Consider the following 22,405-nt stretch of genomic DNA (forward strand, 5'->3'; position numbering starts at 1 on the left):
CCGCATCGCGAAGGTTAATTAAGTTAAATAATAGGGTGATCATAGTGTCGAAACAAAATAGTTGAAGCGTGAACGTAACTCGTTGTACTGTCCGGCGCGTAATATTTTGTCCAACTTTGAAAGGAAAGCTCTGACATGGCCGAATATGGAAAAGCAGTACCAAAAGAAGTAAAGGGATGGAACTGGGGCGCATTTATGTTCAACATCGTTTGGGGCGTGGGCAACAAAACCTACCTGCCGCTACTGTGTTTTGTTCCAGTGTTGAACATAGTCTGGATGTTTGTGTGCGGCTTCAAAGGCAACGAATGGGCTTGGCAAAACGCCGACTATAATGATGTCGAAACGTTCAAACGCGTACAGAATAGCTGGAATAGGGCCGGTCTGTTCGCCTTCGTTCTGGCGCTGGTATCAGTGTTTTTCTCCATTTTTGTTCTGTCCACTATGATGGCGTCACTCGCGGGCGCACTAATGCATTAATCCGTTCAAAAACAATGGCATTTGTTGCTGGATAGCGAATGCCATTCCTTCGGTTATTTACCCCGTTCTGCTCCCCCTCTCTAGCCTGAATGTTCATTCTTCGTCTCACTTTGCGAGGCGGCTTACAGACTCTGTAAATGCTTGTATCAATAATTGTTCTCATTATCAGTTGAATGCTAACATTCCTCGCTCGAACACGGTGGAAACCCAGAGGAATGAGCATGGCGGGAGCGAAGGAGTACAAGATTTTCGAGGTCACACTGGCGCGTAAACAGATGCTAAGCCCGTCAATGATGCGCTGTGTTTTCAGCGGTGAGTCGGTACGCGAGATGACCACCGGCGCGCCCGATCAGCGCATCAAACTCCTGTTTCCTGCCGTCGATGGCACGCCGTCTCAATTGCCGGATGTCGCTAACTGGTATGCGGAGCTGCTGGCGCTGCCGAAACGCCAGCGTCCGATTGCGCGGACCTATACCCTTCGTCGCCTGAATGCGGCAGCGGGGGAGGTGGAAGTGGAGTTTGTCATTCACGGCACGGAAGGCCCGGCGTCATCGTGGGCGATACGTGCTGAGCAGGGCGATCGTTTGCAGATGGTAGCGCCCTGCGCCGACTCGCGGGGCCGCCAAGGCGGCTATGAATGGCTGCCCACCGAACAGACCCGTCGCGCGTTGCTGATCGCCGATGAAACCGCTTTTCCCGCCGTAAAGGGAATTCTGGAGCAGTTAGCCGGGCGGGTTTCACCACCGCAGGTGCAAGCATTTATCGAACTGCCTCTGCGCGCTGACTGTCAGGATTTCAGCCATTTTACCTTCGCCGACATCCATTGGTTGCCGCGAGAAGGAAGCGGCGCAAACCACGGCGAGCGGCTGCTGGATGCGGTTCGCGATGAGCTTCTCTTGCCGCAGGCCCAAAGCGAGCCAACCGTCGTCGAGTTATCAGATGTCCCCGAAGACGAACTGTTGTGGGAAAAGGCGGAGAGTCAGAACGGGCAGTTTTTCGGCTGGGTTGCTGCCGAATCATCGGTGGTTAAAGCCTTGCGTCGATATCTGGTAGGCGAGCGGGGTGTGGCCAGAGAGTCGATGGCGTTTATGGCGTATTGGTGTCAGGGACCGCGCCGGGAGAGATAAGAAAGGCCCGCCTAAGCGGGCCTGGGACATGATGAGACGATGAGGCTTAACGCAGGAATGTCGGCTGCGTTTCCTCATAGCGGGCGATCGCCGCTTCGTGTTGCAGCGTCAGGCCGATGTTATCCAGACCATTTATCATGCAGTGGCGACGGAAGCTATCGATCTCAAACGGATAACGCTTGTCGCCCGCTTTCACACTCTGAGCTTCCAGGTCGACGGTGAACGTGATGCCTTCGTTGTTTTCCACCAGGGCGAACAGCTCGTCGACGTCGGCTTCGCTCAGTCGAACCGGCAGCAACTGATTGTTCAAGGCATTGCCGTAGAAAATATCGGCGAAGCTCGGCGCAATCACCACGCTGAAGCCGTAGTCGGTCAGCGCCCACGGGGCATGTTCGCGAGATGAACCGCAGCCGAAGTTTTCACGGGCCAGCAGGATGCTGGCGCCTTTGTAACGAGGCTGGTTTAGCACAAATTCAGGATTAGGCTGCTGGCCCGCATCATCCAGAAAACGCCAGTCATTGAACAGGTGCTGGCCGAAACCGGTGCGGGTCACCTTCTGTAGAAACTGTTTGGGAATGATGGCATCGGTATCGACGTTGGCATTGTCCAGCGGGACGACCAGACCAGTATGTTGAGTAAATTGAGTCATGGGTTATCCCTCTCAGTTCAGTTCACGAATGTCGGCGAAACGCCCGGTCACCGCGGCCGCGGCGGCCATTGCCGGGCTGACCAGATGAGTCCGTCCGGCACGGCCCTGACGTCCTTCGAAGTTACGGTTGCTGGTGGAAGCACAGCGCTCGCCCGGATTCAGACGGTCGTTGTTCATCGCCAGACACATCGAGCAGCCAGGCAGGCGCCATTCGAAGCCGGCCTCGATGAAGATCTTGTCCAGACCTTCCTCTTCCGCCTGCGCTTTTACCGGGCCTGAGCCGGGAACGACCATCGCCTGGACGCCCGCGGCGACTTTACGGCCCTTGGCGATAGCGGCGGCGGCGCGCAGATCTTCGATCCGCGAGTTGGTGCAGGAGCCGATGAAGACTTTGTCGATAGCGACGTCGGTCAGTTTGATCCCTGCTTTCAGCCCCATGTAATTCAATGCTTTTTCGGCGGAGGCGCGCTCAACCGGATCGTTAAAGGATTCCGGTGCCGGGATCGCCTGATTTACGCCGATCACCTGACCCGGATTGGTGCCCCAGGTGACTTGCGGAGCGATGTCGGCGGCGTTCAGCGTGACGACGCTGTCGAATTGCGCATCCGCGTCTGATTTCATCGTTTTCCAGTAAGCCACGGCTTCTTCCCAATCGCCGCCCTTCGGCGAGAACTGGCGCCCTTTCAGGTAGGCGAAAGTCGTTTCATCCGGAGCGACCAGACCGGCTTTGGCGCCCATTTCAATCGCCATGTTGCACAGGGTCATACGGCCTTCCATGCTCAGCGCTTCGATGGCCTTGCCGCAGAACTCGACCACATGACCGGTGCCGCCGGCGCTGCCGGTTTTGCCGATGATCGCCAATACGATGTCTTTGGCGGTGATGCCGGGGGCCGCATCGCCGGTCACTTCAATTTTCATGGTTTTCGCGCGCCCCTGTTTCAGGGTCTGCGTTGCCATTACGTGTTCGACTTCGGACGTCCCGATGCCGAACGCCAATGAACCGAACGCGCCGTGGGTGGCCGTGTGGGAGTCGCCGCAAACGATGGTCATGCCCGGCAGCGTCATTCCTTGCTCAGGACCGATCACGTGAACGATGCCCTGATAGGGATGGTTCAGATCGTACAGCTGTACGCCAAAGGCTTTGCAGTTCTTGATCAGCTCCTGCATCTGAATGCGGGCCATCTCACCGCTCGCGTTGATATCGCGCGTCTGGGTGGAGACGTTGTGGTCCATCGTGGCGAAGGTTTTGCTAGGCTGACGCAGCTGGCGGCCCTTGGCGCGCAAGCCGTCGAACGCCTGAGGCGATGTGACTTCATGCACCAGATGACGGTCGATATACAGCAGCGGCGTTTCGTTTTCCCCTTCGTACACGACGTGCGCATCAAATAATTTCTGATATAACGTTTTACCCATGATTACACCCCTTCCGCGACATAGCGGGCAATGACGTCACCCATTTCACTGGTGCCGATGGCCTTGCCGTCGCGAGCCAGATCGCCCGTGCGGTATCCAGCTTCCAGCGCATGATTGACCGCCTGCTCAATGGCGGAAGCGGCGTCATCTTCACCCAGGCTGTAACGCAGCAGCAGGGCCGCAGACAGAATTTGTGCAATCGGGTTGGCGATGTCTTTGCCAGCGATATCAGGCGCGGAACCGCCCGCGGGTTCATACAGACCGAAACCGGATTCGTTCAGGCTGGCGGAAGGCAGCATGCCCATCGAGCCGGTGATCATGGCGCATTCGTCGGAAAGAATGTCGCCGAAGATGTTGGAGCACAGCACCACGTCGAACTGGGCCGGATCTTTGATCATCTGCATCGTGGCGTTGTCGATGTACATATGGTTCAGCTGTACATCCGGGTAATCTTTGGCGATTTCGGTAACGACTTCGCGCCACAGAATGCTGCTCTGTAGCACGTTGGCTTTGTCGATAGACGTCACGATATGGCGGCGTTTACGTGCGGATTCGAAGGCGATGCGGGCGATGCGTTCAATTTCGAAACGATGATAGATCTCAGTGTCGAAAGCGCGTTCATCTTTACCGCTGCCTTCGCGGCCTTTCGGCTGGCCGAAATAGATCCCGCCGGTCAGTTCGCGGACGCACAGGATGTCGAAACCTTTCGCGGCGATGTCTTCGCGCAGCGGGCAGAACGCTTCCAGACCCTGATACAGGCGAGCCGGACGCAGGTTGCTGAACAGGCTGAAGTGTTTACGCAGCGGCAGCAATGCGCCGCGCTCAGGCTGCTCTGCCGGGGGCAAATGTTCCCATTTTGGACCGCCCACGGAACCGAACAGAATGGCGCTCGCCTGTTCGCAGCCGGTGATGGTGTCTTTCGGCAGCGGTGTGCCCTGACGGTCGATGGCGGCGCGCCAATGTCATATTCGCTGGTCGTTATGTTCAGACCAAAACGTTGACGTACGGCTTCCAGCACTTTGTATGCCTGAGCCATGACTTCCGGACCGATGCCGTCACCAGGCAGTACGGCGATATGATAGCTTTTGTTCATCACACTGTTTCCTGACTATTTTGTTTGTTGTTCTGCTGCTGCAAACGCAGTAATTCCTTTTCGACCATCTGCGCGCGCTGAATATTGTTCAATACGTTCACCATGGCATTCGCGGAGGATTCGACGATATCCGTTGCCAGACCCACGCCGTGGAAGCGGCGGTTCTGATATTCGACCACGATGTCTACCTGACCCAACGCTTCTTTGCCGTGACCTTTGGCGGACAGCTGATACTGCACCAGATTGATATCGAAACCGGTGATACGGTTGATGGCTTTGTAGACGGCGTCGACCGGGCCGTTGCCGGTGGCGGCTTCTGATTTGATTTCTTCGCCGCAGGCCAGTTTGACCGATGCCGTGGCCATGACGCTGGAGCCTGATTGTACGCTGAAATAATCCAGGCGGTAGAGTGCGGCGTCTTCCTGTTTGTTGTTGATGAACGCCAGCGCTTCCAGGTCGTAATCAAACACCTGGCCTTTCTTGTCCGCCAATTTCAGGAAGGCGGAGTACAAATCATCCAGGTTGTACTCGCACTCCTTATATCCCATCTCTTCCATGCGGTGTTTCACGGCGGCGCGGCCTGACCGCGACGTCAGGTTCAGCTGCACTTCTTTCAGACCGATGGATTCCGGCGTCATGATTTCGTAGTTTTCACGATTCTTCAAAACGCCGTCCTGATGGATGCCGGAAGAGTGGGCGAAGGCGTTGGCGCCGACGACGGCTTTGTTGGCCGGAATCGGCATATTGCAGATCTGACTGACCATTTGGCTGGTGCGGTAAATTTCCTGATGGTTAATGTTGGTGTGCAGATTCATCAGCTTCTGACGCACTTTGATCGCCATGATGACTTCTTCCAGCGCACAGTTACCGGCGCGTTCGCCGATGCCGTTCAGCGTCCCTTCGACCTGACGGGCGCCTGCGTTGACCGCGGCCATGGCGTTGCCGACCGCCAAACCCAGATCGTCATGGGTGTGAACGGAGATGATGGCTTTGTCGATATTGGGCACGCGCTGGTACAGCGAAGCGATGATATTGCCGAATTCATGAGGCAGGGTGTAGCCGACGGTATCTGGAATATTGATAGTGCGGGCGCCAGCGCTGATCGCGGCTTCCACCACACGGCTCAGATCGTCAATTGGTGTTCGTCCGGCATCTTCACAGGAGAACTCGACGTCGTCGGTGTAGTTGCGCGCGCGTTTAATCATATAGGTCGCGCGCTCAATCACATCATCCAGCGTGCTGCGCAGCTTGGTGGCGATATGCATCGGCGAGGTGGCGATGAAGGTATGAATACGGAATGCGTCGGCCACTTTCAGGGCTTCGGCCGCGACATCGATATCCTTCTCAACACAGCGGGCCAGCGCACAGACGCGGCTGTTTTTGATCTGCCGGGCGATGGATTGTACTGAATCGAAATCACCAGGCGATGAGACAGGGAAGCCGACTTCCATCACATCGACCCCCATACGTTCCAATGCCATGGCGATCTGAATCTTTTCCTTAACGCTCAGACTGGCCTGCAGCGCCTGCTCACCATCACGCAATGTGGTATCGAAAATAATCACTTCTTGGCTCATCGCTCTGGTTCCTTTGTCTTGTTAATTCTGACGCCCGGCGAGTAAAAAAAAACCCGCGCAATGGCGCGGGTTTTTTTGAAGGTGTGGCGTGAAAATCAGCTGTGAATTTCGCCCACCGGCATACCGCGCATGTTGGATGCGATAAGTAGTAGGCCTAGTAGTTTTGCGAAATGGGACATGCTGATTTTCTTCCAATGTTTGTTAGTCAATTGCTTCTCTATTATTGGTACTTTAATACTGTGGTTATGTCAACGTTTGATTTCCACGGCAAAGCGCGGGCTTTCGCCCAGATTATCGGTAATCAATTCCGCCTGGATTGTGCTAAAAATAGCCCGATCGCTCAATGGATAAATGGGGTCTTTATGCTGACATACAGGGACCCATATTGCGCTTTTCAGGCAGAAAAGAGGGTAGGCGCCGATAATATTTTTTGCTGACCTGTTCAAAGCTCGTGGGATATTTTCAGACCAAGAGCAATTCTCTTGGAGTTTTAACGTAGTAAAAGTGCTTTTGGCAGAGAATTCCCCGAACGAGTGCGAGCGTGTGAAGTCAGCGTGATTTGCCTGCCGTAAAGACTGCCATCATGTTGATGCGCCACTACTTAGTGGAGGGCAAAAACACCTGGGTTTTATCCCTCAAAATTTCGCCGTAAAACGGCTGGTTAAGCGGATAAAAAAAATCTTTCGGCAGGGTTAATGGTAAGAAAAAACGCGTTAGGAAGGTTTTTCAAGCCGGCGAGGCTGTTTTAACCAAGGGAGATTAGGACGGTTCTCTGGGGGCTAGCGGGCACGGGGTCAGCAGGCCCTGAAACGTGTAATGACTCAACCCGAAGGGGCAGTCGGCTTGCCGTTATAACTCGGTGCGGCCCCTGCAGGTCAATGGCGATGCCCAATTGGTCTATGCGTGTCATCATACTGTGATAAAAGCGGTTGCTGTGTGGAAGGTTATGCGGTTAGATCGAACAGATATCCCTGGTTAGTTTATGGCTATCATTCCATTCATTCTTCATTATCTGACTTATTAAGGGGTTACCAGTGAAACTGGATGAAATTGCGCGTCTTGCGGGGGTTTCGCGTACGACGGCCAGTTATGTCATCAACGGAAAGGCGAAACAGTATCGCGTGAGCGATAAGACCGTTGAAAAGGTCATGGCTGTGGTTCGCGAACACAATTATCATCCAAACGCCGTGGCTGCTGGGCTGCGTGCCGGGCGAACGCGTTCTATCGGCCTGGTCATCCCCGATCTGGAAAATACCAGCTATACCCGCATCGCCAATTATCTTGAGCGTCAGGCGCGCCAGCGTGGCTATCAGCTGCTGATCGCCTGCTCGGAAGATCAGCCCGATAACGAAATGCGCTGTATTGAGCACCTTTTGCAGCGTCAGGTCGATGCCATTATCGTGTCTACGTCACTGCCCCCGGAACATCCTTTCTATCAGCGCTGGGTGAAAGATCCTTTGCCGATTATCGCGTTAGATCGCGCCTTGGATCGCGAACACTTTACCAGCGTGGTGGGTGCGGACAAGGAGGATGCTGAAATGCTGGCGCGGGAGCTGCGTAATATTCCGGCTGAACGGGTGCTTTATCTGGGCGCCTTGCCGGAGTTATCCGTCAGTTTCCTACGCGAACAAGGTTTTCGGCAGGCCTGGGAGGGCGATCCCCGGGAGGTGGAATATCTCTACGCCAACAGCTACGAACGCAGCGCGGCGGCAGCGATATTCGCGGACTATTTGCAGCACAACCCGATGCCGCAGGCTTTGTTCACGACCTCTTTCCCTCTATTGCAGGGCGTGATGGACGTCACGTTAAAACAGAGCGGACGTTTACCTAATAATCTTGCTATCGCCACGTTTGGCGACAACGAACTGCTGGATTTCCTGGAATGTCAGGTGTTATCCGTCGCGCAGCGTCATCGGGAGGTGGCTGAGCGGGTGCTGGAATTGGTTCTGGCGAGCTTGGATGAACCGCGTAGACCGAAAGCGGGCCTTTATCGTATTCGTCGCAGCCTTTATCGCCGGGGTTCATTAAGTCGTCGTTAAGGCAATAGGGCATTGCCGGGCCGAACTCTTCCCAGCAATGCCTGTATTCAAGCCGTTACCATCGCCGTTTATTGCACGCCATCTGGATATCTCTGCGAATTTTTACTCAGAGCGTGTTTTTTTCTGGGTCTTCGCCTAAGAAAAGTCCCGTTTTATAAAAAAGGTTTTTTACCTTTCTATGCCACACCCTAATGGAAAATGAATGGCTAGCGGGGCGTCCCTGGCTTCTGACGGATACGCGAAACTGCTGACGACCATATTCCCGAAAATAACCTAGGCCAAGCCCATGAACAGCGATATCGCGGTATTACTGCTGACGGCCATCGCGATTCGTTGGCACCAATGATAAGCAAAATAACCCTATATACCGGCGACGGGAAACTGACATAGGCAATAAGGTCAGCGGCCTTTTTGTTCTTGCGGTATTGGCGCGCCAGATTCTGAGCGACGTCGACGATGCGATCGCGGTAGAACCCATAAGGCCTGGTAATCACAATATTGACCAACATAGAAAGCAGGCGTAAGCAAAGCGACTGCTGGAACGACATGCCTGAAATCAGTATTTCGATGCCATACCCGTCACGGAACAGTCAATCGCCATTGTGAAAGTGCCGGCCAGCGTGCTGCCCAGACGTGAGGCGAGGGTGAACATGCCGACCGGCTCCCGTACGTTGTAGATAAAATAGAATACATTATCTCGATAGTGTTTTGTTTGTTATTTTGCTTTTTCATTAGTCTTAATCACTGGAATGATTTTATTTGTCATTTACTAGTAGAGAATTATTCTGATTTAAGTGGAAGTGCCGTTGGCATTTTATTATTGTGCTGAAGAGAGAAATATGTTTTTAAAACAACAAATTGTATTGAGTGCGGGAGAGCGCGATGTGCGGATCGCTATTCGTCTCTCTTTTATATAGAATCCGCCCGGCTTCAGACCCTACAGATTATTATTAGTCAGACATGTCAGAGTGATACTGTAAATATAAACAGTGTTTTTTCGTTGGATAAATTCCTTCGAATCGCTTAAGGCGCCGTTGATAAAATTTTCTTGATGAAAAACATTCTGTTTTTCTCGGCGTAAAATGAATTCTTACAATTCAAAACCGTATAGGAGATTTAAGACACCCGTCTTTTGACAAAAATAATTGTCAAAAAATACTGATAAATCAGGGTTTATTGACTAAGTCAGGTTTTGTCAAAAATAAAAAATACGTAACGATATGTGGCTGTGAAAATAATATTGTATAGGTTGTCAAAGCGTATATCTTTCACGCGCTCGATGAGCCCTGGTTAATTTCTCTTATTTAATCACAGCCTTAATACTCATTATTTTTTACTGGTGTTTTTTTAACAGTTTTCCCCCCGCCAAAAGTTGCCGAAAATAATACCTGCCCGCCTCCGTACTTGCTTGACAAGGTTTTCCTCCCCTCCGTAAACTCTGGAGCGTGGGAATTTGTGGGACAAAGTGGTAGAAAATGGCATGAAGGGCTAAATACAACCATGTTTCGTGGGGCAAGTCTGGTCAATCTCGACAGTAAAGGACGGCTCGCCGTTCCGACCCGATACCGGGACGTACTGAACGAGGAAGCGAAGGGGCAAATGGTTTGCACCATTGACCTCCACCAGCCATGCCTACTGCTTTATCTCTTGCCTGAGTGGGAAATCATCGAACAGAAGCTCTCTCGCCTGTCGAGCATGAATCCCGCCGAACGTCGCGTTCAGCGTTTGCTGCTGGGACACGCCAGTGAGTGCCAAATGGATGGTGCCGGGCGTTTATTAATCGCGTCCACGCTGCGGCAACATGCAAAGCTTACAAAAGAAGTGATGCTGGTCGGGCAGTTCAACAAGTTTGAACTGTGGGATGAACAGACCTGGTATCGACAAGTCAAGGAAGACATCGAAGCTGAACAATCGACTCAGGAACCGCTATCTGATCGATTGCAGGACTTATCTCTATAGTCATGACAGAAACTCTTAAACATACGACCGTGCTGTTGGATGAGGCCGTCAACGGCCTGAACATTCGCGGCGACGGTATTTACATTGACGGTACGTTTGGCCGCGGCGGTCACTCCCGTCTGATTCTGTCCCATTTGGGGCCGAAGGGTCGCCTGCTGGCAATCGATCGCGATCCTCAAGCAATCGCCGCCGCCAGCGAGATTGACGATACGCGCTTTTCCATTATTCACGGCCCTTTTTCTTCAATCGCTGAATACGTCGAAGAACGCGGACTGAAGGGGAAAATCAACGGCGTACTACTGGATCTTGGCGTTTCCTCGCCGCAGCTTGACGATCCGGAGCGCGGTTTTTCCTTCATGCGCGACGGCCCGCTCGACATGCGTATGGATCCCACTCGCGGTGTTTCTGCTGCCGAGTGGCTGATGAAAGCGGAAGCGGAAGATATCGCCTGGGTGCTCAAAACCTTTGGCGAAGAGCGTTTTGCTCGCCGTATTGCGCGCGCCATTGTTGAGCGCAATCAGACCGAACCAATGACGCGTACGAAAGAGCTGGCCGAGCTGATTGCCGCCGCCAGTCCGATTCGTGAAAAGCACAAACACCCGGCAACGCGCTCTTTCCAGGCCATCCGTATCTATATCAACAGCGAACTCGAAGAGATTGAACGCGCGCTCGACGGCGCGTTGGATGTGCTGGCTCCTGAAGGCCGTCTGTCTGTGATCAGCTTCCATTCCCTGGAAGACCGCATTGTGAAGCGTTTTATCCGCCACAACAGCCGTGGGCCGCAGGTGCCAGCCGGTTTGCCGTTGACGGAAGAACAGCTTCGCGAGCAGGGGGGAAGAACCCTGAAAATCGCAGGAAAAATGAAGCCGTCCGACGCTGAAGTCGCGGAGAACCCGCGCGCGCGCAGCTCCGTACTGCGTTTCGCGGAGAGACTGTCTTCATGATCGGGCACGAGCGTCACTCGCTTGCTGGCGTCATCGCAGAAGATTTGCTGCGGCACGGCAAACTGCCGCTGCTGCTGCTGGTCGCTGTTTTGATTTCGGCCGTATTGGTGGTGACGACGGCGCATCGCACTCGTCTACTGACCGCGGAGCGCGAGCGCCTGCTGCTGGAGCGTGATGCGCTGGATATCGAATGGCGCAACCTGATTCTGGAAGAGAATGCGTTGGGCGACCACAGCCGTGTCGAGCAGAACGCGATAGAAAAACTCTACATGGGGCACGTCGATCCTTCGCAGGAAAATATTGTGGTTAAACAATGAACTGACAGGTTATTACTCAATAAATGAAACCCGCACGCACCGGAAGGTGAAACGTCAGGAAGAACATGCCAGCTTCGTCAGCTGGCGTTTTGCGCTGCTTTGCGGGGGGATTCTGATCTGTCTGGTCGGCCTGATGCTGCGCACCGCCTATCTCCAGGTCATTGCGCCGGATAAGCTGGTGCGCGAAGGCGACATGCGCTCTCTGCGTGTGCAGGAAGTGCCCACCGCGCGCGGGATGATTAGCGATCGCGCAGGTCGTCCGCTGGCGGTGAGCGTCCCCGTAAACGCCATCTGGGCGGATCCCAAGGAAGTGAACGACCACGGCGGCATCACGCTTGATTCGCGCTGGAAAGCGCTGGCCGATGCGTTGGAAATGCCGCTCGATCAAATTTCCACCAAGGTCAACGCCAATCCTAACGGCCGCTTTGTTTATCTGGCGCGTCAGATAAACCCCGCCATCGGCGAATACATTCATAAACTAAAACTGCCGGGCATCAATCTGCGTCAGGAGTCACGTCGCTACTACCCGTCAGGACCGGTGACCTCCCATCTCATCGGCTTCACTAACATCGACGGACAAGGAATCGAAGGGGTCGAGAAGAGCTTCGACCGCTGGCTGACTGGTCAACCGGGCGAGCGTACTGTGCGTAAAGACCGGTTTGGGCGCGTTATCGAGGATATCTCTTCCGTCGATAGTCAGGCCGCGCACAACCTGATGCTGAGCATCGACGAGCGCCTGCAGGCCCTCGTTTACCGCGAGTTGAATAACGCAGTCGCCTTTAACAAGGCGGAGTCCGGTACCGCCGTGTTGGTCGACGTGAACACCGGCGAAGTGCTGGCGATGGCCAATAGCCCGTCTTACAACCCGAACAACCTCTCCGGCACTTCCAACGATGTCATCCGTAACCGCGCCATCACCGATATTTTCGAGCCGGGGTCTACTGTTAAGCCCATGGTGGTCATGTCCGCGCTACAGCGCAACGTGGTGAAAGAAAATAGCGTCCTGAATACGCTGCCTTATTACATCAACGGACACGAAATCAAAGACGTGGCGCGTTACAACGAACTGACGTTGACGGGCGTGCTGCAAAAATCGAGTAACGTCGGCGTATCCCGACTGTCGCTGGCGATGCCCTCTTCTGTGTTAGTGGATACTTACTCTCGGTTTGGCTTGGGTAAACCCACCAATATCGGGTTGGTCGGTGAAAGCTCAGGGCTATTTCCACATCGCCAGCGCTGGGCGGATATCGAACGCGCCACCTTCTCATTCGGCTACGGTCTGATGGTCACGCCGCTGCAACTGGCGAGGATGTACGCCACTATCGGCAGCTTTGGCATCTATCGTCCTCTTTCCATTACCAAAGTCGACCCGCCGGTGCCGGGAGAACGTATCTTTCCTGACAACATCGTACGCACCGTGGTGCACATGATGGAAAGCGTCGCGCTGCCGGGCGGCGGCGGTTCAAAGGCGGCGATTAAAGGTTACCGCATCGCGATCAAGACCGGTACGGCGAAAAAAGTCGGTCCGGACGGCAAGTACGTCAACAAATACATCGCTTACACCGCCGGTGTTGCCCCGGCCAGTAATCCCCGCTTTGCGCTGGTCGTGGTCATCAATGACCCGCAGGCCGGGAAATACTACGGCGGTGCGGTCTCCGCGCCGGTATTCGGCGCCATCATGGGTGGGGTGCTTCGCACCATGAACATCGAGCCGGATGCCCTGGCGACGGGGGAGAAAAATGAATTCGTTATTAACCGAAAAGAGGGCTCAGGTGACAGATCGTAATTTGCACGATTTGCTGGCGCCGTGGGTTGCCAACGCTCCCGAGCGCGCGCTGCGGGAGATGACGCTGGACAGTCGCATTGCCGCTGCGGGAGACGTCTTTGTCGCCATCGTAGGACACCAGACCGACGGGCGACGCTATATTGCTCAGGCCATCGCTCAAGGCGTGGCTGCGGTGATCGCCCAGGCGGATGAGGAAAATCCGGAGGGCACCGTGTGTGAAAAGCACGGCGTACCGGTGATTTATCTGGATGAACTTAATCAGCGTCTTTCTGCGCTGGCGGGACGATTCTACCACCAGCCAGCGGAAAGACTTTGCCTGGTCGGCGTGACCGGCACCAACGGAAAAACGACGACCAGCCAGCTGTTAGCGCAGTGGAGTCAGGCGCTGGGGGAAACCAGCGCGGTGATGGGGACTATCGGCAACGGCTTACTGGGACGAGAAGCCCCGGCGGAAAACACCACGGGATCGGCCATCGGCGTACAACAAACGCTCAGCCAATTGGCTGATGCAGGCGCAACGTTTGCCGCGATGGAAGTCTCTTCCCACGGCCTAGTTCAGCATCGCGTTGCCGCGCTGCCCTTCGCCGCCGCCGTGTTTACCAACTTGAGCCGCGATCATCTCGACTATCACGGCGACATGGCGCATTACGAAGAAGCCAAATGGGCGCTCTTCGCGGAACATCAGGTCGCTGAAGCTATCATCAACGCGGACGACGAAGTGGGCCGACGCTGGTTGAGCCAGCTTCCCGATGCGGTGGCCGTGACGCTGGGATCATCGCGTCCAGAGAGCCGCAGCCGCTGGCTGCAGGCGAAAAGCGTGGCGTATCACGACAGCGGTTTTACCGCGCAGGTGGATTCCAGCTGGGGACAAACCACGATTCACAGTCGCCTGATGGGCGAGTTTAACGTCAGCAATATGATGCTGGCGCTGGCGACGCTGCTGGCGCTGGGCTACCCGCTGGAACAGTTGGCCGAAACGTCCGCGGCGATCCAGCCGGTGTGCGGCAGGATGGAAGTCTTCCACGCTGAAGGCAAACCGACCGTAGTGGTGGATTATGCGCACACGCCCGATGCGCTGGAAAAGGCGCTGGAGGCCGCGAGACTACACTGTCAGGGGCAGCTCTGGTGCGTGTTCGGCTGCGGCGGCGATCGTGACAAAGGTAAGCGCCCACTTATGGGCGCGGTAGCGGAACAGCTGGCCGACCGGGTCATCGTGACGGACGACAATCCGCGCAGCGAAGCGCCGCAGGCTATCGTCAAAGACATCCTAAGCGGCCTGATGGACGCCGGCCGTGTTCAAGCGATTGAAGGTCGGGCGGCGGCGGTCAGCAGCGCGGTGATGCACGCCGGGCCGGATGACGTGGTGCTGGTGGCCGGTAAAGGTCACGAAGATTATCAGATCGTGGGCCATCAACGGTTGGATTACTCCGACCGTATGACGGTCGCGCGTCTGTTGGGAGTGGTGGCATGATTCGCGTAACGCTGAGCCAATTGGCGAACGTCTTGGACGCCCGTCTGGAAGGGGGCGATCAGACGATCGACGCCGTCTCGACGGACACTCGTCATTTGACGGAAGGCTGCCTGTTTGTGGCGTTGCAGGGGGAGAAATTTGATGCCCACGACTACGCCGAGAATGCGATCAGCCAGGGCGCGGCAGCACTGTTGGTGAGTAAGCGCTTACCTGTTTCGGTGCCGCAACTCGTCGTGAAAGATACGCGGCTGGCGTTGGGCGCGCTGGCTGCCTGGGTTCGGCAGCAATCATCGGCTCGCGTTGTCGCTTTGACCGGTTCGTCCGGCAAGACGTCGGTCAAAGAGATGACCGCGGCCATATTGCGGCAGTGCGGCAACGTTCTTTATACCGCCGGGAATCTGAACAACGACATCGGCGTGCCGCTGACGCTGCTGCGACTGACGCCGGAACATGATTTCGCCGTCATTGAGCTGGGCGCGAACCACATCGGCGAGATTGCCTATACCGCCGATCTCACGCGGCCGGAAACGGCACTGGTCAACAATATTGCGGCAGCGCACTTGGAAGGGTTCGGGTCGCTGGCCGGTGTTGCGCAGGCCAAAGGCGAGATCTTCAACGGTCTTCCCGCCGACGGCGTCGCCATTCTGAACGCTGATAGTAATGACTGGCCGCACTGGCGAACGACGCTGACGCAGAAAACCGTCTGGCGCTTTTCGCCGGAAGCCGCTGAGGGCGTGGACTTCTACGCCAGCGACGTCGTTGTGACGGCGCAGGGCACGACGTTCACCTTGCACAGCCCGTTTGGCAAGGTTGCGGCGATGCTGCCGTTGCCGGGAAAACACAATGTCGCTAACGCGCTGGCGGCCGCGGCGCTAGCGATGTCCGTCGGTGCATCGCTTGAGGACGTGACGTCCGGACTGGCGCAGCTTGAGGCGGTGCCGGGACGCTTGTTCCCGCTCTCACTGGGCGGCGAGCAGCGGGTGCTGGACGACAGCTATAACGCTAATGTCGGTTCCCTAACGGCGGCAGTTCAGGTACTGGCGGATATGCCGGGGTATCGAGTACTGGTCGTCGGTGACATGGCGGAATTGGGGCGGGAAGCCGAAGCGTGCCACCGTCAGGTCGGCGAGGCCGCGCGGATCGCCGGTATCGACCGTGTGCTGAGCGTCGGCACGTTGAGCGAATGGATTAGCCAAGCCAGCGGTCAGGGCGAACATTTTCAGGATAAAGCCGCGGTGGTCGCCCGTCTTCGGGCGCTATTGGCGGAACACACAGTGATTACCATTTTAATAAAAGGCTCACGCAGCGCTGCGATGGAGCAGGTAGTACGGGCATTACAGGAGAAGGCAACATGTTAGTGTGGCTGGCCGAACAACTGGTCAAATTTTATTCCGGCTTCAACGTCTTTTCCTATTTGACGTTTCGAGCCATCGTCAGCCTGCTGACTGCATTGGTGATTTCGCTCTGGATGGGGCCTCATTTGATCGCCTGGCTCCAGCGTTTACAGATTGGACAGGTCGTTCGTAGCGAAGGGCCGGAGTCGCACTTCAGCAAACGCGGTACGCCGACGATGGGCGGCGTGATGATACTGGCGTCGATCACGATCTCTGTTTTGCTGTGGGTCAACCTGTCTAACCCTTACGTCTGGTGCGTGCTGCTGGTACTGCTGGGGTACGGCATCGTCGGATTCGTGGACGACTACCGCAAGGTTGTACGTAAAGACACTAAGGGGCTGATCGCACGCTGGAAGTATTTCTGGCAGTCGCTGTTGGCGCTGATCGTTGCTTTTTCCATGTATGCCATCGGCAAAGATACGCCGGCGACGCAGCTGGTGGTGCCGTTCTTTAAAGACATCATGCCGCAATTGGGGTTGATGTACGTGGTTTTGGCTTACTTCGTCATTGTCGGCACCAGCAACGCCGTCAACCTGACCGATGGTCTGGACGGCTTGGCGATTATGCCGACGGTGTTTGTCGCCGCGGGCTTCGGGCTGGTGGCGTGGGCGACCGGGAACATGAACTTCGCCAACTATCTGCATATTCCGTACATCCGTCATGCCAGCGAACTGGTGGTGGTGTGCACGGCGATAGTCGGTGCGGGACTCGGGTTTCTGTGGTTCAACACCTATCCGGCGCAGGTCTTCATGGGCGACGTCGGTTCGCTGGCGCTGGGCGGCGCGCTCGGGACGATAGCCGTGTTGCTGCGTCAGGAATTTTTACTGGTGATCATGGGGGGCGTGTTCGTGGTCGAAACGCTGTCGGTGATCCTGCAGGTTGGCTCCTTTAAGCTGCGCGGCCAGCGGATTTTCCGCATGGCGCCGATACATCACCACTATGAGCTTAAAGGGTGGCCGGAACCGCGCGTGATTGTGCGGTTCTGGATTATTTCTCTGATGCTGGTGCTCATTGGACTGGTCACACTGAAGGTACGGTAACGACATGGACTATCAGGGTAAAAAAGTCGTCATTATCGGGTTGGGTCTTACCGGACTCTCCTGTGTTGATTTCTTTCTCGCGCGCGGGGTGACGCCTCGCGTGGTGGATACCCGTGTCAGTCCGCCTGGCCTGGATAAACTACCCGAACAAGTCGAACGCTATGTGGGCGGATTGCAGGAAGCGTGGCTGATGGATGCCGACCTGATCGTGGCCAGCCCCGGCATTGCGCTGGCGACGCCCGCATTGTGCGACGCCGCGGAGGCAGGCATTGAGATCGTCGGCGATATCGAGCTGTTTTGCCGCGAGGCGCAGGCGCCTATCGTCGCTATTACCGGCTCGAACGGTAAAAGCACTGTCACCACGCTGGTGGGAGACATGGCGAGGGCGGCCGGTTGGTCGGTGGGCGTCGGCGGCAACATCGGCGTTCCAGCGCTGGCGCTGCTCAAGCAGGAGTGCCAGCTCTACGTACTGGAGCTCTCCAGCTTCCAGTTGGAAACCACCTATAGCTTGCACGCGGCGGCGGCCACCATCCTGAACGTGACGGAAGATCACTCCAATCGTTATCCGCTAGGTTTGCAGCAGTACCGCGCCGCCAAACTGCGTATCTACGAAAACGCCGCCGTCTGCGTGGTGAATGCCGATGATGCGCTGACCATGCCAGTGCGCGGCGCCGACGACCGCTGTCTGAGCTTCGGCGTCGACGTGGGCAACTATCATCTGAATCGGCAGCAGGGCGAAACCTGGCTGCGGGTTAACGGGGAGCGCGTGATCAATACGCGCGAAATTAAATTGGTCGGCCAGCACAACTATACCAACGCGCTAGCCGCGCTGGCGCTGGCCGATACGGTGGGGATCCCGCGCGCATCCGCACTGGCGGCGCTCACCGATTTCACCGGTCTGGGGCATCGTTTCCAACTGGTGCTGGATCGCAATGATGTGCGTTGGATCAATGACTCGAAAGCGACCAACGTCGGCAGCACCGAGGCGGCGCTGAGCGGGCTGCACATCGACGGCACGCTGCATCTGCTGCTGGGCGGAGACGGCAAGTCGGCCGACTTCTCCCCGTTGAAGCCTTATCTTCAGGGCGATAACGTGCGGCTGTACTGCTTTGGGCGCGATGGCGATCTGCTAGCGGCACTATGCCCGGAGAACGCTAAGCGTACCGAGACGATGGCGCAGGCAATGACGCTGATTTCCCAGCAGGTCGGCCCGGGAGACGTCGTGTTGCTGTCTCCGGCCTGCGCGAGTCTGGATCAGTTCCGCAGCTTTGAGCAGCGCGGCGATGAGTTTGCTCGTTTGGCGGAGGAGCTGGGCTAATGCAGATGGCAGGGGCGATAGTAGAACGATTGAGACGCTGGGTCATGGGGACGCGCGAAAGCGATAACCTCAGCGCCGTCCTGTACGATCGTACGCTGCTGTGGCTGACGCTCGGACTGGCGGTGATTGGGTTTGTCATGGTGACTTCGGCCTCCATGCCGGTGGGACAACGTCTGGCTGGCGACCCGTTCTTGTTCGCCAAGCGCGACGGGCTTTATCTGGCGCTGGCCTTTGGTTTGTCGCTGATCACCATGCGGGTGCCAATGGCAGTGTGGCAGCGCTATAGCCCGGTTTTGCTGCTAGTGGCAATGGTTCTGTTGCTGGTTGTGCTGGTGGTAGGGAGTTCGGTCAATGGGGCATCCCGTTGGATATCGCTGGGGCCGTTGCGCATACAGCCTGCCGAGTTGTCGAAGCTGGCGCTGTTCTGTTACCTCTCCAGCTACATGGTGCGCAAAGTGGAAGAAGTGCGAAATAACTTCTGGGGCTTCTGCAAACCGATGGGCGTGATGGTGGTGCTGGCGGTGCTACTACTGGCGCAGCCTGACCTCGGCACCGTCGTGGTGTTGTTTATCACGACGCTGGCCATGTTGTTCCTGGCGGGCGCCAAACTCTGGCAGTTTCTGGCGATTATCGGCAGCGGCATCTTCGCGGTCTGTCTGCTGATTATTGCGGAACCGTACCGTATCCGCCGCGTGACATCGTTCTGGAACCCCTGGGATGATCCGTTCGGTAGTGGCTACCAGCTGACGCAGTCGCTGATGGCGTTCGGGCGCGGCGAAGTGTGGGGGCAGGGACTGGGTAATTCAATACAGAAACTGGAATATCTGCCTGAAGCGCACACTGACTTTATTTTCTCCATTTTAGGCGAAGAACTGGGCTATATCGGTGTGGTTTTAGCGTTGTTAATGATATTCTTCGTCGCCTTTCGGGCGATGTCGATTGGACGCCGCGCGCTGCAGATCGATCAGCGCTTTTCAGGGTTCCTGGCGTGCTCCATCGGCATTTGGTTCAGTTTCCAAACATTGGTCAATGTGGGTGCTGCGGCGGGCATGTTGCCGACCAAAGGGTTGACCCTGCCGCTGGTCAGTTACGGGGGGTCCAGTCTGTTGATCATGTCGACCGCCATCGTACTGCTGTTACGCATAGATTATGAGACGCGCCTGACGAAAGCGCAGGCGTTTACGAGGAGTGCCCGATGAGTGGCGAAGGCAAGCGTTTGATGGTGATGGCGGGCGGAACCGGGGGCCACGTGTTCCCTGGATTGGCCGTGGCGCATCATTTGATGGCGCAGGGATGGCAGGTGCGCTGGCTGGGCACCGCCGACCGTATGGAAGCCGATTTGGTGCCGAAGCACGGGATTGAAATTGATTTTATCCGCATTTCCGGCCTGCGCGGTAAAGGGCTTAAAGCGTTGATCAGCGCGCCGGTACGTATTTTCCGCGCGGTGCGTCAGGCGAAGGCGATCATGCGCGCATACCAGCCGGACGTCGTGCTGGGCATGGGCGGCTATGTGTCCGGTCCTGGCGGTTTGGCGGCGTGGCTGTGCGGTATTCCGGTGGTGTTGCATGAACAGAACGGCATTGCCGGACTGACCAATCGCTGGTTGTCGCGTATTGCCAAAACGGTCTTGCAGGCGTTTCCGGGCGCATTTCCCAAAGCGCCTGTAGTCGGAAACCCTGTGCGCACCGACGTGTTGGCGCTGCCGTCTCCGGCGGAACGTCTGGCGGACCGCAACGGGCCTATCCGCGTGCTGGTTATCGGCGGGAGTCAGGGCGCTCGAATTTTGAACCAGACGCTGCCGGGCGTGGCCGCCACACTGGGCGACAGAATTGCCATCTGGCATCAGACCGGCAAAGGTGCGCAGGCTGAGGTTCAGACGGCGTACGCGAAAGCTGGACAGCCGCAGCACAACATCGTCGAGTTTATTGATGATATGGCGGCGGCTTATGCCTGGGCCGACGTCGTCGTTTGCCGCTCTGGGGCGTTGACGGTCAGTGAGATCGCCGCCGCCGGATTGCCCGCGCTTTTCGTGCCGTTCCAGCATAAGGATCGGCAGCAGTATTGGAACGCGTTGCCGCTGGAACAGGCGGGTGCGGCCAAAATTATCGAGCAGGCCCAGATCAGCGTTGACGCCGTCAGCGATGTCTTGGGTGGCTGGGACCGCGCCACGCTGCGCGACATGGCAGAAAAGGCCCAAGCAGTCGCTATTTTGGATGCGACCGAGCGTGTTGCGGCGGAAGTCGTGGCGGCGGCGGGCTTACCAGACGTGGCAGCGGCTCAACATTAATCATGACATCGCCGGACACAGGATGGCGATCAAATAGGTAGCGATAGGTAAAAGTGAATACACAACAATTGGCGAAACTGCGTTCAATCGTGCCCGAGATGCACCGCGTCCGGCACATCCACTTTGTTGGCATCGGTGGTGCCGGCATGGGCGGTATCGCCGAAGTTCTGGTTAATGAAGGCTACGAGATTAGCGGCTCCGATCTGGCGCCCAATGCGGTCACGCAGCAGTTGAGCGATTTGGGCGCGCAGATCTATTTCCACCATCGTCCGGAAAATGTGAACGGGGCGAGCGTGGTGGTGGTATCCACCGCCATTTCCGGCGACAACCCGGAAATCATCGCCGCGAAGGAAGCGCGTATCCCAGTCATTCGCCGAGCGGAAATGCTGGCGGAACTGATGCGTTTCCGTCACGGCATCGCAGTTGCGGGCACGCACGGCAAGACGACGACAACGGCGATCGTCACCAGTATTTACGCGGAAGCTGGACTGGATCCTACTTTCGTCAACGGCGGACTGGTCAAAGCGGCGGGGACGCACGCGCGGCTGGGATCCAGCCGCTACCTGATCGCAGAGGCGGATGAAAGCGATGCGTCTTTCCTGCATCTGCAGCCGATGGCGGCGATCGTGACCAATATCGAAGCCGACCATATGGACACCTATCAGGGCGACTTTGAAAACCTGAAGCAGACGTTCATCAACTTTCTGCACAACCTGCCGTTTTATGGACACGCGGTGATGTGTCTGGACGATCAGGTCGTCCGCGAGCTACTGCCGCGCGTAGGACGCCACGTGACAACTTACGGATTTTGCGACGATGCCGACGTGCGTATCGCCAGCTATCGTCAGGTGGGGGCTCAGGGCCACTTTACGTTGGAGCGTCAGGGGAAACCTCTGCTGCACGTCACCCTGAATGCGCCGGGTCGCCACAATGCGTTGAACGCGGCGGCGGCGGTCGCTATCGCATCCGAAGAAGGCATTGAAGACGACGCGATCTTGCGGGCGCTCGAACGTTTCGAAGGGACTGGTCGCCGTTTCGATTTCCTGGGCGAATATCCGTTGGAGTCAGTAAACGGTAAAAGCGGCGCGGCCATGCTGGTCGATGACTACGGTCATCATCCCACCGAGGTGGACGCCACGATTAAAGCGGCGCGGGCGGGCTGGCCGGAAAAACGGTTGGTGATGATTTTCCAGCCTCACCGTTATACGCGTACGCGTGATTTGTATGACGACTTCGCGCATGTGCTGTCTCAGGTGGACGTTTTGCTGATGTTGGACGTTTATTCAGCAGGAGAAACGCCTATTCCAGGGGCAGATAGCCGCTCTTTATGCCGTACAATTCGCGGAAGAGGTAAGATTGATCCGATTTTAGTGCCAGATATAGAGACTTTACCTGAATTGTTGGCACCGGCGCTGCAAGATGGGGACCTCGTCATGGTTCAGGGCGCAGGTAATATCGGCAAATTGGCCCGCAGGCTGGCGGATTCTCGCCTACAGCCGCAGGTCAAAGGGTGA

At 56.4% G+C, this 22,405-nt stretch carries 18 protein-coding genes and 1 pseudogene; 14 read left to right on the forward strand and 5 right to left on the reverse strand.

Going from position 1 to position 22,405, the window contains the following annotated elements; all coding sequences use genetic code 11:
- The first annotated feature begins 135 nt into the window (after window positions 1–135).
- Complete coding sequence (locus tag AU511_RS00605; protein ID WP_094108434.1) at window positions 136–477, forward strand: ribonuclease G; 342 nt, start codon at window positions 136–138, stop codon at window positions 475–477.
- Between the two features lie 221 nt (window positions 478–698).
- On the forward strand, window positions 699–1,604 hold the full coding sequence (locus AU511_RS00610) for a siderophore-interacting protein (RefSeq protein WP_094108435.1): 906 nt from the start codon (window positions 699–701) through the stop codon (window positions 1,602–1,604).
- A 46-nt stretch (window positions 1,605–1,650) separates the two neighbouring features.
- Here the strand turns inward: AU511_RS00610 and leuD are convergent, their stop codons facing one another.
- From leuD to leuA, 4 genes and pseudogenes are all read right to left on the reverse strand, one after another.
- Window positions 1,651–2,253: a 3-isopropylmalate dehydratase small subunit gene (gene leuD / locus AU511_RS00615; RefSeq protein ID WP_094101371.1), complete on the reverse strand. Its 603-nt coding sequence runs from the start codon at window positions 2,251–2,253 to the stop codon at window positions 1,651–1,653.
- A gap of 12 nt (window positions 2,254–2,265) precedes the next feature.
- Window positions 2,266–3,666 (reverse strand): 3-isopropylmalate dehydratase large subunit, encoded by a 1,401-nt coding sequence (gene leuC, locus AU511_RS00620; protein WP_094108436.1) that lies wholly within the window; start codon window positions 3,664–3,666, stop codon window positions 2,266–2,268.
- Between the two features lie 2 nt (window positions 3,667–3,668).
- Window positions 3,669–4,759, reverse strand: a pseudogene (gene leuB / locus AU511_RS00625) (3-isopropylmalate dehydrogenase).
- Window positions 4,759–6,336 (reverse strand): 2-isopropylmalate synthase, encoded by a 1,578-nt coding sequence (gene leuA / locus AU511_RS00630; protein ID WP_094108437.1) that lies wholly within the window; start codon window positions 6,334–6,336, stop codon window positions 4,759–4,761. Before leuA ends, leuB begins: the two are co-directional and overlap by 1 nt.
- Window positions 6,337–7,370: 1,034 nt before the next feature.
- On the opposite strand from leuA, the gene cra reads away from it, so the two are divergent.
- The gene (gene cra / locus AU511_RS00640; RefSeq protein WP_094108439.1) at window positions 7,371–8,375 is read left to right on the forward strand and encodes a catabolite repressor/activator; all 1,005 of its coding nucleotides are present in this window, start codon (window positions 7,371–7,373) and stop codon (window positions 8,373–8,375) included.
- A gap of 206 nt (window positions 8,376–8,581) precedes the next feature.
- On the opposite strand, the gene alaE is transcribed toward cra, so the two are convergent.
- Window positions 8,582–8,923: an L-alanine exporter AlaE gene (gene alaE, locus AU511_RS00645; RefSeq protein WP_420843429.1), complete on the reverse strand. Its 342-nt coding sequence runs from the start codon at window positions 8,921–8,923 to the stop codon at window positions 8,582–8,584.
- A gap of 952 nt (window positions 8,924–9,875) precedes the next feature.
- On the opposite strand from alaE, the gene mraZ reads away from it, so the two are divergent.
- The 11 genes from mraZ to murC are packed head-to-tail and all read left to right on the forward strand — an operon-like array spanning window position 9,876 to window position 22,405.
- The gene (gene mraZ / locus AU511_RS00650; RefSeq protein WP_026739105.1) at window positions 9,876–10,334 is read left to right on the forward strand and encodes a division/cell wall cluster transcriptional repressor MraZ; all 459 of its coding nucleotides are present in this window, start codon (window positions 9,876–9,878) and stop codon (window positions 10,332–10,334) included.
- A gap of 2 nt (window positions 10,335–10,336) precedes the next feature.
- Entirely contained in the window at window positions 10,337–11,278 is a 942-nt protein-coding gene (gene rsmH / locus AU511_RS00655) for a 16S rRNA (cytosine(1402)-N(4))-methyltransferase RsmH (protein ID WP_094101376.1), read from the forward strand.
- Window positions 11,275–11,595, forward strand: a complete 321-nt coding sequence (ftsL, locus tag AU511_RS00660; protein WP_026739107.1) for a cell division protein FtsL — start codon at window positions 11,275–11,277, stop codon at window positions 11,593–11,595. Before rsmH ends, ftsL begins: the two co-directional genes overlap by 4 nt.
- Before the next feature lie 19 nt (window positions 11,596–11,614).
- Window positions 11,615–13,381 carry a peptidoglycan glycosyltransferase FtsI gene (locus AU511_RS00665; protein ID WP_094101396.1) on the forward strand — a complete coding sequence of 589 codons (1,767 nt, stop codon included), beginning with the start codon at window positions 11,615–11,617 and terminating at the stop codon, window positions 13,379–13,381.
- Window positions 13,368–14,852: a UDP-N-acetylmuramoyl-L-alanyl-D-glutamate--2,6-diaminopimelate ligase gene (gene murE / locus AU511_RS00670; protein ID WP_094108440.1), complete on the forward strand. Its 1,485-nt coding sequence runs from the start codon at window positions 13,368–13,370 to the stop codon at window positions 14,850–14,852. The genes AU511_RS00665 and murE overlap by 14 nt, the downstream gene beginning before the upstream one ends.
- On the forward strand, window positions 14,849–16,210 hold the full coding sequence (murF, locus tag AU511_RS00675) for a UDP-N-acetylmuramoyl-tripeptide--D-alanyl-D-alanine ligase (protein WP_094108441.1): 1,362 nt from the start codon (window positions 14,849–14,851) through the stop codon (window positions 16,208–16,210). The genes murE and murF overlap by 4 nt, the downstream gene beginning before the upstream one ends.
- A complete protein-coding gene (mraY, locus tag AU511_RS00680; RefSeq protein WP_026741705.1) occupies window positions 16,204–17,286 on the forward strand; it encodes a phospho-N-acetylmuramoyl-pentapeptide-transferase in 1,083 nt (360 codons plus the stop codon). The genes murF and mraY overlap by 7 nt, the downstream gene beginning before the upstream one ends.
- A 4-nt stretch (window positions 17,287–17,290) precedes the next feature.
- On the forward strand, window positions 17,291–18,604 hold the full coding sequence (gene murD / locus AU511_RS00685) for a UDP-N-acetylmuramoyl-L-alanine--D-glutamate ligase (protein ID WP_094101379.1): 1,314 nt from the start codon (window positions 17,291–17,293) through the stop codon (window positions 18,602–18,604).
- Complete coding sequence (ftsW, locus tag AU511_RS00690; protein ID WP_094108442.1) at window positions 18,604–19,803, forward strand: cell division protein FtsW; 1,200 nt, start codon at window positions 18,604–18,606, stop codon at window positions 19,801–19,803. The genes murD and ftsW overlap by 1 nt, the downstream gene beginning before the upstream one ends.
- A complete protein-coding gene (murG, locus tag AU511_RS00695) occupies window positions 19,800–20,891 on the forward strand; it encodes an undecaprenyldiphospho-muramoylpentapeptide beta-N-acetylglucosaminyltransferase (RefSeq protein ID WP_094101381.1) in 1,092 nt (363 codons plus the stop codon). Before ftsW ends, murG begins: the two co-directional genes overlap by 4 nt.
- Before the next feature lie 53 nt (window positions 20,892–20,944).
- A complete protein-coding gene (gene murC, locus AU511_RS00700) occupies window positions 20,945–22,405 on the forward strand; it encodes a UDP-N-acetylmuramate--L-alanine ligase (RefSeq protein ID WP_094101382.1) in 1,461 nt (486 codons plus the stop codon).

It is taken from the genome of Lonsdalea iberica (assembly GCF_002111585.1).
In the GTDB taxonomy this organism is placed as follows: Bacteria; Pseudomonadota; Gammaproteobacteria; order Enterobacterales; family Enterobacteriaceae; genus Lonsdalea; species Lonsdalea iberica.

Coding starts and splice junctions, on each gene's coding strand:
- AU511_RS00605 (WP_094108434.1), top strand. CDS start 136: ATGGCCGAATATGGAAAAGCAGTACCAAAAGAAGTAAAGGGATGGAAC.
- AU511_RS00610 (WP_094108435.1), top strand. CDS start 699: ATGGCGGGAGCGAAGGAGTACAAGATTTTCGAGGTCACACTGGCGCGT.
- leuD (WP_094101371.1), bottom strand. CDS start 2,253: ATGACTCAATTTACTCAACATACTGGTCTGGTCGTCCCGCTGGACAAT.
- leuC (WP_094108436.1), bottom strand. CDS start 3,666: ATGGGTAAAACGTTATATCAGAAATTATTTGATGCGCACGTCGTGTAC.
- leuA (WP_094108437.1), bottom strand. CDS start 6,336: ATGAGCCAAGAAGTGATTATTTTCGATACCACATTGCGTGATGGTGAG.
- alaE (WP_420843429.1), bottom strand. CDS start 8,923: ATGTCGTTCCAGCAGTCGCTTTGCTTACGCCTGCTTTCTATGTTGGTC.
- mraZ (WP_026739105.1), top strand. CDS start 9,876: ATGTTTCGTGGGGCAAGTCTGGTCAATCTCGACAGTAAAGGACGGCTC.
- rsmH (WP_094101376.1), top strand. CDS start 10,337: ATGACAGAAACTCTTAAACATACGACCGTGCTGTTGGATGAGGCCGTC.
- ftsL (WP_026739107.1), top strand. CDS start 11,275: ATGATCGGGCACGAGCGTCACTCGCTTGCTGGCGTCATCGCAGAAGAT.
- murF (WP_094108441.1), top strand. CDS start 14,849: ATGATTCGCGTAACGCTGAGCCAATTGGCGAACGTCTTGGACGCCCGT.
- mraY (WP_026741705.1), top strand. CDS start 16,204: ATGTTAGTGTGGCTGGCCGAACAACTGGTCAAATTTTATTCCGGCTTC.
- murD (WP_094101379.1), top strand. CDS start 17,291: ATGGACTATCAGGGTAAAAAAGTCGTCATTATCGGGTTGGGTCTTACC.
- ftsW (WP_094108442.1), top strand. CDS start 18,604: ATGCAGATGGCAGGGGCGATAGTAGAACGATTGAGACGCTGGGTCATG.
- murG (WP_094101381.1), top strand. CDS start 19,800: ATGAGTGGCGAAGGCAAGCGTTTGATGGTGATGGCGGGCGGAACCGGG.